This is a genomic window from Caballeronia sp. LZ001 (assembly GCF_031450875.1).
In the GTDB taxonomy this organism is placed as follows: domain Bacteria; phylum Pseudomonadota; class Gammaproteobacteria; order Burkholderiales; family Burkholderiaceae; genus Caballeronia.
This window is the reverse complement of sequence record NZ_JARTVX010000006.1, coordinates 411,285-424,345: the sequence shown is the minus strand read 5'-3', so window position 1 is coordinate 424,345 and position 13,061 is coordinate 411,285. Positions and strand designations below refer to the sequence as shown.

Annotated in this window: 13 protein-coding genes; 9 read left to right on the top strand and 4 right to left on the bottom strand. The window is 60.7% G+C overall.

Annotated elements, in window-relative coordinates:
- Positions 1-10 precede the first annotated feature (10 nt).
- The 8 genes from P9292_RS42765 to P9292_RS42730 all read left to right on the top strand — a co-directional run bounded on the left by P9292_RS42765 (position 11) and on the right by P9292_RS42730 (position 6,750).
- Positions 11-1,405, top strand: coding sequence for a metallophosphatase family protein (locus tag P9292_RS42765; protein ID WP_309850929.1), 1,395 nt, complete (start codon positions 11-13; stop codon positions 1,403-1,405).
- A 239-nt stretch (positions 1,406-1,644) separates the two neighbouring features.
- A complete protein-coding gene (locus P9292_RS42760) occupies positions 1,645-2,184 on the top strand; it encodes a hypothetical protein (RefSeq protein ID WP_309966344.1) in 540 nt (179 codons plus the stop codon).
- A complete protein-coding gene (locus tag P9292_RS42755) occupies positions 2,172-4,493 on the top strand; it encodes an SMC family ATPase (protein ID WP_309966341.1) in 2,322 nt (773 codons plus the stop codon). The genes P9292_RS42760 and P9292_RS42755 overlap by 13 nt, the downstream gene beginning before the upstream one ends.
- 89 nt (positions 4,494-4,582) lie before the next feature.
- A complete protein-coding gene (locus P9292_RS42750; RefSeq protein ID WP_309850920.1) occupies positions 4,583-4,762 on the top strand; it encodes a hypothetical protein in 180 nt (59 codons plus the stop codon).
- A gap of 37 nt (positions 4,763-4,799) precedes the next feature.
- Positions 4,800-5,186, top strand: coding sequence for a hypothetical protein (locus P9292_RS42745; RefSeq protein ID WP_309850918.1), 387 nt, complete (start codon positions 4,800-4,802; stop codon positions 5,184-5,186).
- A 92-nt stretch (positions 5,187-5,278) separates the two neighbouring features.
- Positions 5,279-5,464 carry a hypothetical protein gene (locus P9292_RS42740; protein ID WP_250479675.1) on the top strand — a complete coding sequence of 62 codons (186 nt, stop codon included), beginning with the start codon at positions 5,279-5,281 and terminating at the stop codon, positions 5,462-5,464.
- Positions 5,461-6,276, top strand: coding sequence for a hypothetical protein (locus P9292_RS42735; RefSeq protein WP_309966338.1), 816 nt, complete (start codon positions 5,461-5,463; stop codon positions 6,274-6,276). The genes P9292_RS42740 and P9292_RS42735 overlap by 4 nt, the downstream gene beginning before the upstream one ends.
- Positions 6,277-6,342: 66 nt before the next feature.
- Positions 6,343-6,750, top strand: a complete 408-nt coding sequence (locus P9292_RS42730) for a hypothetical protein (protein ID WP_309966335.1) — start codon at positions 6,343-6,345, stop codon at positions 6,748-6,750.
- 851 nt (positions 6,751-7,601) lie between these two features.
- Here P9292_RS42730 and P9292_RS42725 read toward each other — a convergent pair.
- From P9292_RS42725 to P9292_RS42710, 4 genes are all read right to left on the bottom strand, one after another.
- Positions 7,602-9,965: a hypothetical protein gene (locus tag P9292_RS42725; RefSeq protein ID WP_309966332.1), complete on the bottom strand. Its 2,364-nt coding sequence runs from the start codon at positions 9,963-9,965 to the stop codon at positions 7,602-7,604.
- A gap of 5 nt (positions 9,966-9,970) precedes the next feature.
- Positions 9,971-10,540, bottom strand: coding sequence for a hypothetical protein (locus P9292_RS42720; protein ID WP_309966329.1), 570 nt, complete (start codon positions 10,538-10,540; stop codon positions 9,971-9,973).
- A gap of 92 nt (positions 10,541-10,632) precedes the next feature.
- Positions 10,633-11,310, bottom strand: coding sequence for a hypothetical protein (locus P9292_RS42715; RefSeq protein WP_309966327.1), 678 nt, complete (start codon positions 11,308-11,310; stop codon positions 10,633-10,635).
- Positions 11,307-12,431 (bottom strand): Fic family protein, encoded by a 1,125-nt coding sequence (locus P9292_RS42710; RefSeq protein WP_309966324.1) that lies wholly within the window; start codon positions 12,429-12,431, stop codon positions 11,307-11,309. The genes P9292_RS42715 and P9292_RS42710 overlap by 4 nt, the downstream gene beginning before the upstream one ends.
- Positions 12,432-12,684: 253 nt before the next feature.
- Between P9292_RS42710 and P9292_RS42705 the strand changes: the two genes are divergently transcribed.
- A complete protein-coding gene (locus P9292_RS42705) occupies positions 12,685-12,984 on the top strand; it encodes a chemotaxis protein CheB (RefSeq protein ID WP_309966321.1) in 300 nt (99 codons plus the stop codon).
- The last annotated feature ends 77 nt before the right edge of the window (positions 12,985-13,061 follow it).

The window sequence follows — 13,061 nt, the reverse complement described above, 5'->3', positions numbered from 1 at the left end:
AGGAGGCGATTTGAAGATCGCACATTTTTCTGACCTGCACTACGCGCCGGGCAACATCGAAGAGTCGGACCGATGCTTCGGTTTCGGCATCGACCATGCGGTGCTGGCCCATGCCGACGTGGCAGTTATCTCAGGTGATGCGACGGACCATCGTCTGGACGCACACGCGCCGTCGTTGAACCGCCTCGCACGCCGCATCAACGGTCTGAGCGGCAGCATGCCGGTTCTGATGCTGCAGGGCACGTTCTCCCATGAGCCTCCGGGCACGCTGCGCAACTTCGAACTGATGGCAACGACGCATCAGATTTATGTTGCCGAACGCGTGCAGCAGGTAAGCCTTCACGAGGGGCGGTTCTACCCCTCGGACGGCCCGGTGTTCTCGGACGACGAGCTGCGCGAGGTTCTGGCAATCGGCGCTGATGTCGTGTTCACGTGTCTGCCCACGGTCAATAAGGGGGCGCTGGCGGTCGCTGTTGGTGCCAAGGAAGCCGGGACGGGTCTTGAAGCCGTGCTGGGCGACTATCTCGCCGCAGCAGGGCGCGTCAATCAGCAGCTTCGTGCCGCGGGCATCCGAACTGTCGGGGTTTCACACGGCACGGTCAACGGTTGTACGACCGAGCACGGCGTGACGATGGCGGGGTTCGACCATGAGTTTTCGCTTGGTAGTCTGTTCGAGGCCGAATGCGATGCGTTCATGCTCGGGCACATCCATAAAGCACAGCAGTGGGAGCGAGCGGGGCGCGTTGTGGCGTATCCCGGTTCGATCGGGCGATTCCACTACGGGGAGGAAGGCGACAAGGGCTTCCTCTTGTGGAATGTAGAGGTGGGAAGCGCGCAAGCTGATTTGGTCGTGACGCCGTCTCGGCAGACGATCTGCGTCGACTTTGACGGACCGCCCGACATGCAACGCCTGACGGAAAGCGCGCTCGATGCGACCGACAAGTTCGTGCGAATTCGTTGGCAGGTCGACGAAGAGCACAAACAGTCAGTGGATCGCGACGCGATCGCGGCGCTGTTCGGCAACGCGGCCGAGCTGAAGGTCGAAGCTCGCATTCTTCCCGTCGTCCGGTCGCGCGCCCAAGGCATCAGCCTCGAAACGTCGATTGACCGGAAGCTCGAGCGTTGGTGCGAGCACGCTGATGTCGATCCCGCGCCCTTGCTTGACCGGCTGCAGTTGTTGGAAACCGGGGACGCGGAGGCAATCGCCGCTGGCGTGCTGGCGCGACTGAGCGACGCTGAGGCATTGTCGAGCATATCCGAGCCTGCGCCGGTGACGGCCCACGTAGCTCCGGACAGCGATGTTGGCGACGAAGCACTGCCCATGCCCGATGCGACGGTGGAAATCGTCGAGTCGGCCTCGGCAAGTCAGCTTTCGTGGCTCAACGATGACCTGTTCGTGGCTTAATTAGCGAATGAAGTAGCCGCTCATGCAGAGGAGGCCAGTATGGCTCCCTCGCTTGGACACGCGAGCCGTGTTCCGATAGCCGATTTTGATCGTCGCTATCGAAACAGAGGTTTCACCGCGTCTTTGACGCATCGATTAGTGGTGGCAGGACCTTTCTCTAGCAGTTCATCTTTTCTTTCACCCTGGCGGGGAGCGATCCCTACCGGGGCCGCATTCCGCCCACCATAACGGAGTGCATCATGTTTGGTCTTTATCCCGCAGGCCCGAACTGGGTTCGCAGCTTTGCCTTGGGCGACTGCTCGTTGCGTGATCTTCAAAAGTCGTTGGTCGATTTGGCCGGCTTTACCGCTGCGATTCAGCATCAGCCGTTCGGTCAACACCGCGGCGCGGTACTGGCGCAGTCCGGTCAGACGCTGTTGCTGCTCGCCACGACGCCCGGCGCGTGCGAGATCGCCGTTACGCCGACCGTTGAAATGCAGCACCTTCTCTGGTCCTATCAGGAAGGTTATGCAAGTCAGTGGTCTGCTGCTGAGATCCGTAGCCTTACCGGGCATGGCGGCTGGTCGGAGCTACTGACGAACGCGCGTCGCGAGTTCGGCAGAGTCTGTGATCAGGTAGCTGCCGCGCTCGATGGGACGCTTCAAGCGCCGCCCCGTGCCATTGCGTCTGCTGACTTGAACGAGCCGTTTCGCAACGAGGACGACGACGCGTTCTACTCGCAGATGGCAGCGATGTCTGCTTCGATGAGCGTGTCGGAGGACCTGTCATGCGGCCTCTGAAACTGACACTCGAAGGCTTCGTTGGCGTGCGCGATGGCTTGAAACGCGACAGCGTGACGCTCGATCTGGAGAAGTTGCCGGATGGCCTGATCGCCTTGACCGGCCCTAACGGGGCGGGCAAGACAACGATCATGGACAACTTGCACCCGTATCCGATCATGCCGTCCAGGGCGTCGAAGCTCTCAGTCGACGCCTTCTCGTACTGGGATCACATCTGTGGCACCAATGCGTTGAAGGAACTCGAATGGGAGCACGACGGCATTCGCTATCGCTCTTCCTTCACGTTTCGCAAGCCCGGTAAGACAGGCAAGGCGGAGTACTACCTTGCCTATCGCGGCGTCGACGGTACGTGGCGCCCGGTGTCGCTGCCTAACGGAACGGTGTCGGACGGCAAGGCGGAGTCTTATAACCGCTGTGTCGATGCGATCAACGGTTCGTTGGAAACGTTTTTCACGAGTGTGTTCTCGGCTCAGAACCGGCGGCCGCTCGCGTCCTACGGTGCGGGCGAGATCAAGACGCTGCTGGCTGAACTTCTTGGCATCGACCACCTGAAAGCATTGTCGGCGAAGGCCGCTGAGGTCGCGAAGGTGCTCGGCAAGTCGCTTGAAGGCATCCAGTCTGAGCTTGGTGCGCTAGCTGGAAAACGGCAACGCAAAGCAGACGCTGAGCAGTCGATCGTCGCGCAGGGCACCATCCTGCGTGTCGCTCGGGAGCAACGCGATGCCGCGCTTGAGCAGGCGAGCAAGCTGACTCAAGAGCGGGCGACGCTCGCGGCCAAGCAAAGCGAATCAGCTTCCACCGAAGCGCGCCTGCGAGAGCTGGGCGTGCGCCGCGACGAGTTGGGGCGTGCCCTGAAAAGTGCAGCCGACGACGAGCAAGCGGCAGCGGTCCGCTGCCAGCAGCGCGTTTCCGTGCTGAGTCGAACCGTGGCCACGCACCAAGCAACGCTGGCTCGCCGCGAGGCGATCCTCGGTGCGGCGGCGAAGCGCGAGGAGGCCGAGTTGGCGATTGCGCGCGAGGAAGCGAGGTTTGCTCCTTTGCAGCGCGACATTGCCGATTTGGAGGTCAAACGCGCGACGTTGACCACCCTCGATGCGACGCTTACCAGTTTGATGAGCCAAGGCACGACGAAAGCCGCGCACTTCGACACGTTGAACAAGCAGGCTGCGGTGGCGGAGCAGGTGCCGTGCGTCGGTCATTCAATGCATGCGCAATGTCCGCTGCTCGCGCAAGCCTTTCAAGCGAAAGAGCAAGCGGAAGTGCAGCGTGTTTCGGTGGCGAATCTTCGCGCGGAGTATCGCGAGAAGAAGGCGCAGGCCGAGGCCTTGGCTCGCGTGCCGGCCGAGTTGGCGGCAAAGCGCGTCGAAATGCTCGCCATCACCGATGCGGCCGCGCAGCTTCGCCGTGCACTGCAGGCGGCGGCTGAGCTTGCTGCGACGAAGCCGTTGCTAGATGCCGCGATATCTGGACTCGAAGCGGCGCAAGCTGAGTTGCGTTCGATCGCCGAGGAAAGTGCCGCACGTACCGCCAAGTACCAGTCTGAGAAGACGCGTATTGAAGCGGAGCTTGCTCGCATTACCGAGGAGGTCGGACGACTCGCTTCGGTCGACGTTACGGCAGCAATTGCGAAGCTGGATCGCGACATCACGGCGAACCGCGAGGCCGTCGCTGCATTGGATGGTCGGATCGAGCAATCGATCCGCGTGCAGAGTGTGTTGCAGGCCGAAGCGGAAGCGCTGGCGCTGGAGTTGGAGAAGTTCTCGGCCACGCAGTTGCGTGCCGATCGCCTCTCCGACGAGATTGCTCATTGGAAGCTGCTGGCTAAGGGCTTGGGCAACGACGGCGTGATCGCGTTGACCATCGATGACGCGGGTCCGGCGCTGACGCATACCGTCAACGAGCTGCTGCTCGCTTGCTACGGTATGCGCTTCACGGTGGAGATCCGCACGCAGCGCACGCTCGCGAGCGGTGAACTGCGTGAGGGCTTCGAGATCCTCGTTCACGACGCCGACTCCGACAGCAGCAAGTCGGTCTCCGTCATGTCCGGCGGTCAGAAAGTCTGGATCAACGAGTGTCTCACGCGCGGCATCGCGCTCTATCTCGCGCAGAACACGGGTCAGCCGTATCAGACGTTGTTCAGCGACGAGTCAGACGGCCCGCTCGATCCCGAGCGCAAAGTGCAGTTCATGCGAATGAAGCGCGAGGTACTGCGCCAAGGTGGGTATCAGCGGGAGTTCTTCATCTCGCAGACGCCCGACCTTGTGGCAGAGGCGGACGCAGTCATCGACGTGCAGGCGCTTGCCGCCTGATTCTTTATCAACCCTTGTGGGGAGTCGCCCCCACAAGGGGCGCTTCTCGTCTTTCCGACCCTTCGCTCGCGCCTTCCGGCGCTATCCCTATGGCAAACCTTCTGATGCTGCTGCTCGCGGCAGCCGGCAATCCGTCTCATTCGAATGCGGTGCCTCACCGGCCGCCTGCGCAGCAAGCTGCACCGGCTAATGCTCAGTCGCAGCCGCAACGTCCGCCGTACTTGCGTCGCGCGGCTGCGTTCGATACCGGCCGTCCGCGTCGCATCTGATAGCGGCAATCTTTTCCCTTCTTGACTGGAGCCTTCCATGGCCTATTCCTGCACCGACTTCGTCGACGATGTACTCAATGACATGGTGATCCGAAGCTGGATCAAACCCGAGCAGTACGAGCCCGACGACCCACAAGCCCAATGCAATGCGGTGGTGTCCGCGATCGCCGACGCTGACGTGTCTCTGCGCCTCGCCGCTGACGCGAAGCAGTTCCATGCGGAACTGCTGGATGCGGTCGAAGCACTGACCGCTATCGCCGAACAGCACGGCGCGCTCGCCCTCGCGAATGTCGTCTATCTCCAGACGGCGATATTGAAGGGCGGGGTGATCGACCTCACGCGCGATGAAGCGGAGAGCTTCGCTTTCGTCAGAGCCCTGCCTTCGGGCGGTCGCTGGTGGCGGAGCGTCAATCTGATCGAGTAAGTGGCACAGATCGCCGTCCAATTTTTTTTTCAACCCTTGCGGTCAAGCGGCCCGCTGGGGTCGCTCCGCATTCTTTTTTGTGGAGTGTTTTCATGTTTGAAGCAGCCAAGCTGGGCGCATCGCCCGAGCGGTTTCCCAACCTCGAAGCGGCGATTGGCTATATCGCCGGCACAGCGACGCACGCGGGTGAAGTTCGCCCGTGGGTCCGCAACGTTGATACCAAGGTCTTCCTGATCATCGGCGGCAGAGTGCAGCCTCAAAACGGGGTGCGCCAATGACGCCGCCCTGGCTGGAGCAATACGCCAGCGGCCAGAAGACCGGCTACGCGCAAGCCTTCATGGCGTACGCCGAGTACTACGTAGTCGATGGATCTGCTGACGATGACCCTGAAATTGAGGAGCGGATCGCCATGCATCGGCAGCCGCTTGTTGGTTACGCCAGTCGCACAGGCACACGCCGCAACCTGGCCGCACTCAAGGGGGCCGACTGGCGCTTGTTGGTCTCGGCCAAGGGCGAGTTGCGTACCGAGGGCTTCGATCGCTACGCATTGGATAACGGCGCTTGGACCGCGTACCAGCAGGGCCTGCCCTTCGATGAGAACGCGTTTTCTGTTGCTGTCGAACGGCTTTGCGAGCGGGCCGATTGGCTTGTCCTTCCGGACATCGTCATGGGTGGCATGGCCTCGCTCGACTACTCGCTGAAGTGGCTCGAACGACTTCGCGGGATGCCGTGCCGGATGCTGATCGCAGTTCAGAACGGTATGCAGGTCGATGACCTTGCGTCGCTTTTGTCCCCTGCGGTTGGCATCTTCATCGGCGGATCAACGGAGTGGAAAGAGCAGACGGCGCACGTGTGGGGGTTCCTCGCGCGACGGCGTCACTGCTACTTGCACGTCGGTCGCGTGAACTCGGCTCGGCGCATTCGCATTTGTGCGGCCGCCGGTGCGGACAGCTTCGACGGTACGAGCGTGAGCCGGTATGCGAAGACGCTTCCTCGGCTGGATCGCGCAACGCGTCAAGGCGACATGTTCGCAGCAGCGCACGACGGCCTTGAAGAGGCGCAACGTGCGACGGCTGACCTTTTGATTTGATTCAACCATTAACCCTTGCGGGAGCGCATCCCGTAAGGGTCGCTCCTATTTTTGCGGAGCGACAAGATGGAACAGGAAATTGTTTCGAAGATGGAAGCTGCGATCAGCGTCATGCAGCGCTACATCGAACTTGGGCATAGCCTGAGCTGCACATATTCGGGCGGCAAGGACAGTACGTGTACTCTGGTGTTGATGCTTGAGGCGATTCGCCGTGCCGGCGGCACGACAATCACCCACCATGTTCAGTCCGGCGACACTACGATCGAGAATCCGGCAATCGCAAACTTCTTGCACTCGGTGCTGGACGAGCTGCAGTTGTTTATCGAAGCGTCGGTGTTGCCCGTACAGGTTCACGTCACGACGCCGTCGTTGGCAAGCCAGTTCGTGGTGTCGACGATTGGACGTGGCACGTTAGTACGCACACCTGAGAATGGCGTGCGTGACGGTAGACGGATTAGGGCATGCGCGGATTAAGGTGCCCGTCAAGTGTGAACAACACTTCGAGCCACTTGTCCGTAAGGACGTGAGCGCATTTGCTGCGTTGAGGCAAAGGAAAAGCGTCAACAATCGTAGACGAAGCCGCCTCTGAAAAGCGCTTTTGTTGACACTTAGCCGTGCGGGCGAGCCATTACAACGGCACGAGCGCTTGCCTTCGCATCTGCTCGCATGCCTATTGTTTAGATTTGCTCAAATGGATCGTCCGCTGCTGCCTTTGACGGAAACTGCCGGCCAGGAGTCGCCGGTCGATGTCGACATTCAGCTTGATCAGCCAAGGTCTCGTTCGCCCTCGCTCAATGGCCGGTTTCCGGCGAGCGAATTGCCGGGGGCACCGCCCCAATCCGGCCACAAGCAGACGCCCAGTGCCGCGTAACTTCGGACGTCCGAGGGCCCGCTGCATGTGCCAGATGCGGCAGTGGCTCCTTCCAGCCATTTCTCGAAATGCCGCGCGCCAGCGGCCAACGCTCTCCGCTACTCGGTATTCTTCCAATCCGGCGCGTAGTCCGTAGGCCTCGTCCATAGCCGCCGTAGAACGTTGAGCAGTCGTATGGCGTGAGCGGGCTTTGATTGCGCAGATAGCCGGGCAAATCTGGAAATGAACATCTGACCGAGGGCGACCAGATTCGCATGCCCATCCGTCCCCGGTAGATACGCCGGTGTCTTTCAACGCTTATGTATTCTGTTTGCCCGGCGTAGTCGGCGAACATCTTCTCGCCGGCGGGAGCTGGCCGAAGGGGCGTGACATTGCAGTTGCTGCGGGAAGAATACGTCGCAGCAAAGGCAATGCCGCCGGGCCTTGCGCTACACGCAGATCTGCCAGCAATACATCAGCTGTCGCCCTTTCTCATAAAGTCGCGGACCTGCTCGACCGTCCAAAGCGGCTCGTCGGCATCCCGTGTCGCACGCTCACGCGCCCGCACCGCCATCCATCGCCGATAAGCGGACTCGGGATGCTCTTCTTCGAGCGCTTTTATCGCCGCATAGGCCTCAGAACCGGGCACCTCGACGAGCATGTTGAACAAGGTGCTCCGACCGTCCTGCGCATCGTCGCGAAGCGTCGGCGAATAGACACCCTTCCCAATGCGATCGATATCCTCGTCAGTCCGGATGTAACGGTGCATCAAAACATAGAGCCGTTTTAGGTCGCTGGCGTTGCGATACGCGCCAACGCGCGTGCCCGTGCCGTGCCGATCGCCGAGCAGAGCGACGATAAACAGCTGGGCAAAGATTGACGCATCGGTCGTCGCTAGCGCTTCGAGATGACGTTCCAAAGCAGGGACCGCAGTCGCCGAATCGGTATCCGCCCAGAGCGCGAACCAGCGCGGCGACTGATCCTGCAACGTGGCATTGGTGGCTTTCTTCGCCGCAAGCGCTGCGAGAACGCCGGGGGCAACACTGCTCCCCGCCAAGATGTTAAGGCAATAGCGTAGCGCATCGGCATTGCGCAAATCATGCGCGGCCAGCCAATCTAGGATCAACGGCGCGACGTCGCTGTGCAACCACGGTGCATGATAGAGAATGTCGTGCAGAATATGGTGGAGCGGGTGCTCCCCGGTATGTTCGAGCTCCCAAACAAGCTCGGTTGCCACGGCCTCGAACCCCGTATCCGGGAAGGCGCGATATAGCGTCTCGAACCATACTGGAAAGCCGTTCAACTCCCAGGTGACATAACGAAAAGCGTGCCGCGCTTCCTCCTCGGTCAGCCGTTGGGCAAAGGCGCTGTCCTCCGCCGCCTCGATCGCAAGGCCGGTCATCGCGAAGATCAGCGAATAAGGCGTCGACCCGGTCTCGCCGCCCTCCGATCGCAAGGTCGGCCGATAGACGCGCCAATGCGCGATTGCGGCATCGCGGAAGGCGCGGGCGACCGGCTCTCCAAACTCGGGGATCAGTGTCCGCCAATTCGCCCCGTTTTCGCGGCTGGTGCTCACACCGCTATCCATGACACTGAGAAGCAGATGATATTGATCGCCACTGAACTCCCCTGGCTGGAAACCTTCGGGATGCAACACCCGATCGGGATTGGCCATGAGCGCGCGGATCCAATCGCCGCGGTCCTTCTTCTGCTTACGTTCGCGCCTCTCGCTGTTGCGCTTCCACCGCCGGGTTTCCGCGTCCAACCTGACTATCTCCGGCGATGGCTTTGTATCAAGGCGCGTTTCCAGCGTCGCGGCAAGCGCCGCGTCGTCATCGACCGCTGCGCGCAATGGAGCGAGCCAAGCCGACGGTCGATCGGCATCCACATAGATTTGGAGACAGCGCGATAGCGCCACCGCTCGGTCATCCCCCTGCTTAGTGGCGACCCATTCGAGGCAGCGCTCAAAATCCTCGGCGCCAAACCGCCAGAAATGGCCGAGATGGGTTATCCGCCAATCATCGGTCAGCGTCTCGCCCTTGGCGGCCCTATGCGCGCGGCATACTGCGATCGATTTCCAATAGAGGAGATCATTGAGCTCCGGCCAGCGCGGGACGTTCTTGTCCAGCGCGTTCTTATGCTCTTCGACATCGCCGCTCCGCCAAAAGCGCAGAGCCGGAAAATTGCACAGCACTGCAATTGCCGCCAGCGTTAGCGCCTGCGCCGATCGTGCAGCGACCAAGCGATCGACGGCGTGTAGGGCGACGGGCATCAGCCACATGAATTCTTCCGAGATATGGCATTCACCGCGCTCTACAAAGGGCTCGCGATCAAGGAAACCATTCAGACCCTCGACCAGGCTCCCGAGTGGATGATCCTCGGTTGCGTCTGCCATCACCGGCAACTTGTCGACGAACTGGTGAAGCGAAGAGGTTAAACCTGTCACGTTGAAGCGCTCGTGCGGTGCCGCGTGGGCAAGCGTTCGCAGTACCAGAGCCACGCTGGCCGTGGTCGGCGCCGCCCAATCGATCAGCTCCGCGAAAACGGCGCGGTCCAAGGGGCCAGGATCCGCGGCGATCGTCTTCCATAGCTTATCCTTCAGTACTTCATCGCCTACCGCCATGACGCCACGGATCGCGGCGATGCGCGCATATTTGCCGCGCGATGTGTCGGCAGCGATGTCAAAGAGTGCCGGCGCACAGCTCGCCATCTCACCCTGCCAGACGAGCCGGCCCAGAAAGAAGATGACGTCGTCATTGTCTCGATACTCGTTGAGCAGCGCCAACGCATCGGTTGCTAGGTCGGGAGCGGCGATGCGTTCGATCGCACTATTTTCCATGAGACTCATCCTTCCCTTCCGATGGCAATCCGGTTGACGATATTTCGAAGCATGCCTTGACGGATCGTAAGCGGCAGGCGCGACGGATCGCCGCCTTCGCTCGCGATCTCCGGGGCCAGGGCGAGGGCTTTGTCGCGCACCGCTTCATCAAACAGGATCAACCAAGCCAAGATCGAGCGCGTCCGCGGTACGATGATTTGCTCGCCATAGCTTTCACGAAAGAAGAGATCTTCGACGCGTGCACGGGCGCCGGGCTGATTCAGCAGTTCGTTTGCCCATTCCGCACTCAGTAGCTCGCGGATCTCGCGGTGGCGAAACCGGACGCTGGTATAAACGATGTCATCGAACAGGCCGGTGCGGAGGAGCGAGTCGATCTCGGTGTCGGCCCAGCCTGTCAGTAAGGCACGCGGGTCGATGCGATCGGTGGTATGAACACCTGCGGGAAGGCCTATGACGGTCTTGCCAGTCATCGTCACTGCGCCTGCCAGTATGCGGGCGCCGTCCCGCAATTTGGCGGCGTTAAGGCGGACCGAGGCAAATGCGGCCGACCGCGGTTGGATCTGCAGGGCGATCATCCGCTGCAGCACTTCGAAGCGGCTCCCGAGCCGATGATCGGCAATCCAGACGCCAATCAGCGCCTTCAGGTCGAAGGGACGCTCGGCGAGGGTCAGCAGTTAGCACGCTTCACCGCTTCGACGAATTCGGTGACGTCGCTCACGCCATAATGGCCGGCGAACAGCGCCATCTCGTCCTCCGAAAGGCCAGCAAGCCGATACTGCTTGAGCATAGGGTCGTTCTCGCGGCTTGTGTTGTCATCCTCTTCACTAGGCGTTGGCTCGCCGTAGGGCAGGTGCTGTTCGATCAGTGTCTGGTCAGGTAGCGCCCGCCAAGCATCCTCGCGGCTCGTGATAAAGATGCGCGCGCGATCCAGCGCCGCGTAAATCTTGGCGCCGAAGATGCGAACCGCATCTTCCAGCGCGCGCGGTGTCTCCAACTGGGCTTCGTCGACCGAGTCGAGAAAGAACCAAGCCTCGTCCGTTGAGGCGAGCCAGGCGGCGAACTCGGCCGCCGTGCCAACCTCAAACGACTGGTCGAAGGTCGCGTCGATCTTCTCGATCCGGATGAAAAAGGCGTGGCGGCCACGCTCCTTGATCCGACGCGCACGCTTCTGGGCTTCGAATGTCTTGCCAGCGCCTGGATCGGCAATTATCAGAACGCGGAACTCATCCTCAATTTCATGCCATCGCTTAGGCCTGCCCGGACCGGGCATGAGAAAGTCCCACTCCTTCGAACGAGACGACATCGGCGAAAACCGCCGGATGAGCTCAACGATTTTCTCTGTCATGTCCGCGATCCTGCGTTGGCAGGGTAGAGATTGGGAAACCAGCGCTCGGCCACGTCGACAGGAAAAGCCAGACGCAGGGGCGCTCGGTGGGTCGCTGCGGTCAGCATCCCCCGGTCGACCAGTCCAGCCGTGACATTGCGCGCGCCGCGCTCTTCGTAGCCGGTAAGCGTGGGAATCTGCGAGCGCTCGACTTCGCCGCGCATCACTGCTTCGCGCAGTACTGCAAAGCTACGCTTATGCAGTCGCTTCGCCCGCACCTCCTCTTCGATGTGGATTTCGATGCGTGTTAGGAGCGTCGCCGGATCGAGCAGCCCGCTCATGAAACGGATCTGATCGACTGAACGATCAAGGAAAAATTTACAGAATTCGATCAACCCGCGCTGTGTTAGATTGCCACGCCCGTCGAGGTCGCCTTCGCGCGGCCTGTCGGCCTGCGCGAGTAACTCTTTGTAGCGTCCCTCATCGCGCGCCAAACCCCGCGCCACTGACCAAAGGCTGGTTCCGACCTCGAGCCGTTTGAACAAGGCGTGGGACATCAGTCGCGCGACTCGGCCATTGCCGTCGAGGAAGGGGTGAATCCAAAGCAGGCGATGATGGACGGCGCCGACAGTCTGAAGTTGTCGGGCTCTGCTGAGCGGCGGCGATCCATAGGCCATATCGAAACGCGACATGAAGTGAGGCAGATCTTCGTGCGGCGGCGGAATGTGCCGGCCGACCTGCACGTCTCGCTTGCGCCATTCGCCGGGAACGATCTCAAGACGCGCGCCAGTCTTCTCGTCGGCAACGAACAGCATCTCCGGCGGTAGCCGTGAGCAAAACTCTTCATGCAACCACGACGCATAAGCCGCGGACGCCGGCCACGCATCGGGGTCACGCCCAGTATCGATCAACCGTTGAACGTGGATATGCGCGACCGCTTCCTTCTGCAGGTCACGCTTCTTGGGTTCGGTCGAAAAGTCGTTGGCAAGTGCCCGGTCGATGTCGCGCGGATGGGTGTCGTGACCCTCGATCAAATTGGAGTAATAGCAATTCATGGAGCGGACAAGGTCACCGATCGAGTCTAGCAAGACGGGATGAATTCGGCCCGCTAGTCGATTCGCCTCTGCGACGAGGGCCAACATGTCATCCTCGAGAAGTCGAGACGATGATTCTTCGGGAACCATCGGTCCCATGCTTGTCGTATCCATGACAGTAGTGTACCGGATAATATGCCGGATAAACAATGTATTATTTCTTTATAAATCAATGGCTTTTTAGACATACCCGGTGCGCATATACCGGATGCGGTGCCGGTTTTTGTGCCGGTTTGTGATTTGAAAGACAACGTCACGGAAACTGAGGCTGATCCCCTGTTTTGATCTGCTGCAGAGGCCTATGGACCCTGCGCGATCGGCGGTGCCTGACTGTGAGCTGGACGATGGGACAGCCGGTTTGAAGGAGATCGCTGCTTGTGGTGGCTTTTCCATCGTTCAGACGCCGACGGACTACGCGGCGCCAGACCGGCCTACGCCCGCGCATGAAGCCGTGTCCGTGGACGTCGTCGCTCCGGTAAATACATTCCCGCCTCGATCATCGACGCACTACCAGTGCACGTGCCGAAAGGGTCTTGATTCGTTCGATCAGAGTCGCAACGGTTACCTTGAGCGTCAATTCCGCTCTTGTAAGAGACATTGAAATGAGCGACCACTGAATGTCGCAGACGGGTCGGCAGTATTCAGTTATGACTGCCGCGCTTGCGGCAGGATGATCGC